The organism is Streptomyces sp. S6 (assembly GCF_054880855.1).
Window position 1 is genome coordinate 1 of record NZ_JBTYMC010000424.1, and the last position, 4538, is coordinate 4538.

Annotated in this window: 3 protein-coding genes; all 3 read left to right on the forward strand. The window is 74.3% G+C overall.

Annotated features, from left to right (window positions below):
- Positions 1-1230 (forward strand): DEAD/DEAH box helicase (locus ACVNF4_RS32835; RefSeq protein WP_461806530.1); only part of this gene is annotated, 1230 nt, incomplete at its 5' end.
- A complete protein-coding gene (locus ACVNF4_RS32840; protein ID WP_461806531.1) occupies positions 1227-2306 on the forward strand; it encodes a hypothetical protein in 1080 nt (359 codons plus the stop codon). The genes ACVNF4_RS32835 and ACVNF4_RS32840, both read left to right, overlap by 4 nt.
- A gap of 228 nt (positions 2307-2534) precedes the next feature.
- Positions 2535-4538: VWA domain-containing protein (locus tag ACVNF4_RS32845; RefSeq protein ID WP_461806532.1), on the forward strand; the 2004-nt coding region annotated here is incomplete at its 3' end.

Here is a 4538-nt window from a genome sequence, read left to right on the forward strand (position 1 = left end):
GAGGCGACCCGCGACCATCCGGCCGTCCGGGAACGCCGGGCGGACGTCGAGCGCGCCGGACGGGAGACGGCCCGGTGCCGGAAGGCGGCCCAGGACGCGGAGGCACCCTGCCGCGCCCTGCTCGCGCCCGTCGGCGACGCCCCCGCCGACCTCTACGACTTCGCGCGCTGGACCCGTACCGCGCACCCCCTCCTCGCGGCCCGCAGGTCGCTGCTGGAGGAGTGGCGCGACGCCGTCGAGGAGGCGACCGGGCAACTGCACGCCGAACTCGTCCGCTACGCCCATGTCGTGGGCGCCACCAGCTCCGGCGCGGCCGGGCCCGCGCTGCTCACCGGCGTCGAGTTCGACCTCGTGGTCGTCGACGAGGCCGGGCAGATCACCACCGCCGACGCCCTGGTCCCCCTGGTCCGCGCCCGCCGCGCGGTCCTGGTCGGCGACCACCGCCAACTGCCGCCCTACGCCGACGAGGAGACGGTCGCCCGGGTCCGCGCCGAACACGGCGACGACGCCGCCGAACTGACCGTGCGCAGCGTCCTGGAGCTCCTCCAGGACCATCTGCCCGACACGGCCGTCGCCCGCCTGCGCACCCAGCGCCGCATGCCCCGCGAGATCGCCGACTTCTGCTCCCGCGCCTTCTACGACGGCCAGTTGCTCACCCCGGCCGACCCGCGGCCCCCCGCCCCCCGAGCTCCCGGCCCCCACCCCCTGTTCCGCACCCCCCTCGTCCTCATCGACACCTGCGACCGCCCCGTCGGCGACCGCGCCGAAGGCGGTGACCCCCGGGGCCGGGTCAACCGCGCCGAGGCCGACCTCCTCGCCGCGCTGGCCCGCCGGTGCACGGCCGACGACGAGGAGTGGGCGGTGATCGTCCCGTACCGGGCCCAGGCCGCCCTGATCCGCAACCTGTTGAAGGACCTCCCGCCGGGCCGGGGCGACATCGCGACCGTCGACTCGTTCCAGGGCGGTGAACGGGACGTCGTCCTGTACGGCTTCACCCGCTCCAACCCCTCCGGCGCGGTCGGCTTCCTGGACGAACTGCGGCGCGCGAACGTCGCGTTCACCAGGGCCCGGCGCCGGCTGGTCCTCGTCGGCGACTTCGACACCCTCACCCGGGCGGCCGACGAGGGTTTCCGCGACCTGGCCCGCGCCCTGCGCGAACACACCGCGACGGTCGGCGAGTTGCTGCCGTCCCGCGATCTCGAAGCACGTCTGGGAGCCCGCACCGCATGATCCCGCACCCCCGCAGCGCCACCCCGCTCGGCTTCCCGCCCGCCCGCGCCGTCGAACACGCGGTGCTGCGGCCGGGCCCGGTACCGGAGTCGGTCCACCAACTCCTCGTGCCGGTATGGCGGGTGGAGGTCGAGGCGAAGGTCACCACGGCCGAGCCCTATCAGCTCATCGACCGCTACCTGATCCGCGCCGTCGCCGAGGCCGGCGTGACCACCCCCGAGGACCTCGCCTCGTTCCTCGCCCTGGACCCGGCGCTGACCCGCCAGGCCCTCGCCCACCTCACGGCCGTCGGCCATCTGAGCACGGTGCGGGGCCACTTGAGGCTCACCGGCCTCGGCACCCGCTCCCTGGAGAACGGCGAGCTGTACACGGTGCGGATCGGGGACCGCCGCATCGTCCACTTCGACGCCTGGACCGGCACCCCCCTGCCGGAGAGCAGCGCCGAACGCGGCCCGGCGGGCCCGGCGCCCCTCGACACCTGGACGTCGCCCCCGCCGCTCCTCGCCCCCGACCCCTTCGACCCGCGCGACGCGGCGAGCCTCACGGAACCCGGCGTGCACGACCCGAGGGCCCTGTCCTGGGACGTCGAGTACCTCCTCGCCCACGTCGTGCGCACGTCCGCCGGGCATCTCGTCTGCACCCGCCCCCACCGGGGCGCCCCCGACCCGGTCCTCAGCAAGGCCCTGGACAGCTCACCGGGCTGCCTCAGCGCGCTCGCGGAGGCCGGCGCGCACGCCCGCAGGCGGTTCGCGGAGGAGGCGGGCCGCTGGCTCAGCCGACGCGGCCTCGCCGAGCATCCGCCGCACCGCGACCCCGACGGCATCCACCGCGTCCGCCTCGCCGAACAGGACTTCGCCGAGCGGGACTTCGGCGGGCACGGAGACCTCCCCGCACTCGGCTCGGTCGTCGTCCTGCGCTCCGGCGGCTTCTTCCAGCTGTGGTGCGAGAACCCCCGGGCCCGCCGCGCGGAACTGCGCCGCCGCCTCGACACCTACCGGGCGGCCCGCCCCCGGGGCGGCGAGGCGCTGCGCGCGCAGGAATCCCGGCTGACCGCACTTCTCGACGTGGACGTGTGAATCGATCGGAATCGGTCACCAGAAATCGAAAGGTGAACGCAAATAATCGCCGCTCGATTTCGATTCGAACCCCTCGCAACTAATTCGCCATGCTCTTATGGAAATCAGACACGACGGTCCTCTTGTGGGATTAACGTAATCGCCCACACGGAGTTGCCCCTGGGGAGAGGGGTGACTCCTGAGGTGGCGCGTCACGACGTGGCGCCACAATTCAGGGGAGCATCGAGATTGACCAGTTCCAGGGGCCGGTACGTCCGGCTGGGGGCCCTGTTCGCCGTGACGGCCGCGAGTACGGCCGTCCTCACCGCGCCGGCCGGTGCCGAGGGGAACGCCGACCGGCCCGTCCACTACGTCGTCGCCGCCGACCAGTCCGCGAGCCTCGGGCCGGCCGCCGTCGACCGTGAGCGCGAGGCCGTCGGCGCCATCGCCGTCAGCGAGCCGTCGAACCGTTCCACGCTGGAGGTGCTCGGCTTCGCGAGCGCCGAGAAGGCGGGCCAGACCGCCGTCGACAAGGTGTGTCCGGCCCGCGCGCTGGACGCGCTGGCCCGGGAGAAGACGGCGGACTGCGCGAAGCGCCTGCGCCGCCGGGAGCAGAACGAGGGCGCGGGCACCGACTTCATCGAGGTGATCCGGCAGTCGGTCGCCGACCTCAGGGCCGCGCCGGACGCCGAGCCGCGCGTCCTGTTCCTGATGACGGACGGCGTCCTGGACGTGAAGGACAGCCTCAAGTACCGGGATCTGGACGCCCGTACGGCGCAGGAGGCGGCCCGCAAGGATCTCGCGGACGCGCTCGCCGAGGCCGCCGCCGCGAAGGTGCAGGTGTGGCCGCTCGGCTTCGGCGACGCCGACGAGAACGCGCTCAAGGAGATGGCGGCGGCCGGATACCAGTCCGGCTGCGCCGACCTGCCGGACGCCCGTCCCCGGCCCCACATGGCGGACGACCCGGCCAAGATCGGCGGCGCCCTCCAGGACGCGTTCGCCACCGCCCGCTGCTACTACCGCGACGAGGGCGGCTCGCAGCGTCCGCCCGGTGAACTCGCCGTCCGCATCTCGCCGTTGGCGACGGAAGGCACCATCGTCGTCGAGAAGGGCGACCCTGCGGTCACCGCCGCCTATTACGACCCGCGCGGACGGCGCGTCGAGCCCGGTACGCGCGACCGGGACTCGACGTACACGTTCAGCGGACAGGGCGGCGCCACCGAGTCGCTGCGTGTCACCCGCCCGCTGCCGGGGAACTGGACGGTCCGTCTGGACGCCCCCGAAGGTCACCGGAGCAGGGCGGCCACCGTCAGTGTCCTGTGGCACGGCGCGGTGCGCTCGACGATCTCGCTCAGCGAGTACGCGCCCGCGCCCGGCGCGAAGGTCGAGATGCGGGTACCGATCCTGACCCGCGAGGACTCCCTCCTCGACCCCCGTGACCTGCGCGGCATCACCGTCACGGGCACCCTCACCGGCAAGGGCGTCGACAGGCCGGTGCCGTTCGCGCTCACCGGCGACGGGCACGGCCGCTTCGCCGGCGCCGTCACCGTGCCGCGCACGGCGTCCGGCGCCCTCACGTTCACGTCGAAGGTGTCCGCCGTCGGCCTCCAGCCGGACGTCCGCACCCAGCCCGCCGCCGTGTTCACGCCCGGCCGCTCCCTGGAGGCGTCCCTCGCGCTCGGCGGCGCCGACCTGCGGCCCGGGGACACCCACGAGGCGCAGCTCACCGTCACCAACGGCGGGACACGACCCCGCACGCTGACCCTCGCGTTCGCCGACACCGAGGCCGGAGGTCTGACCCTCAGCCCCCGCCACGTCACCGTCGAACCCGGCGCCGAGGCCCGCCGGTTCACGGTGAGACTGACCGTCGGCGACCACCTCGGCTTCACCGCCCGCACCGACCCCACCGCCCTCGGCGGCAAGATCGTCGTCACCGACGACACCGGCGCCGTCCTCGACGACCAGCTCCTCGACACGGTCACCGTGCGCACGGAGGCCGCCAAGTGGCCCTGGATCGTGGTGGGTTCGCTGGTGGTCCTGCTCGCCGCCGGCGCCTGGGCCGTCGTGCGGATCCTGCGGCGCAGGGCTGCGGCACGGCCGCGCGGGACGGTCGTCCTGGAGGACCCGTGGGGGCGGTATCTCGGCGGGCGTGAGGTGGTGGACGTCCGGGAGCGCTGGTACCGGTTCGACGTCGTGGACGACGGCGACAGCCCGCGCGTGCAGCCCGCCGCGCAGGGGGAGTGGGCCATGCGG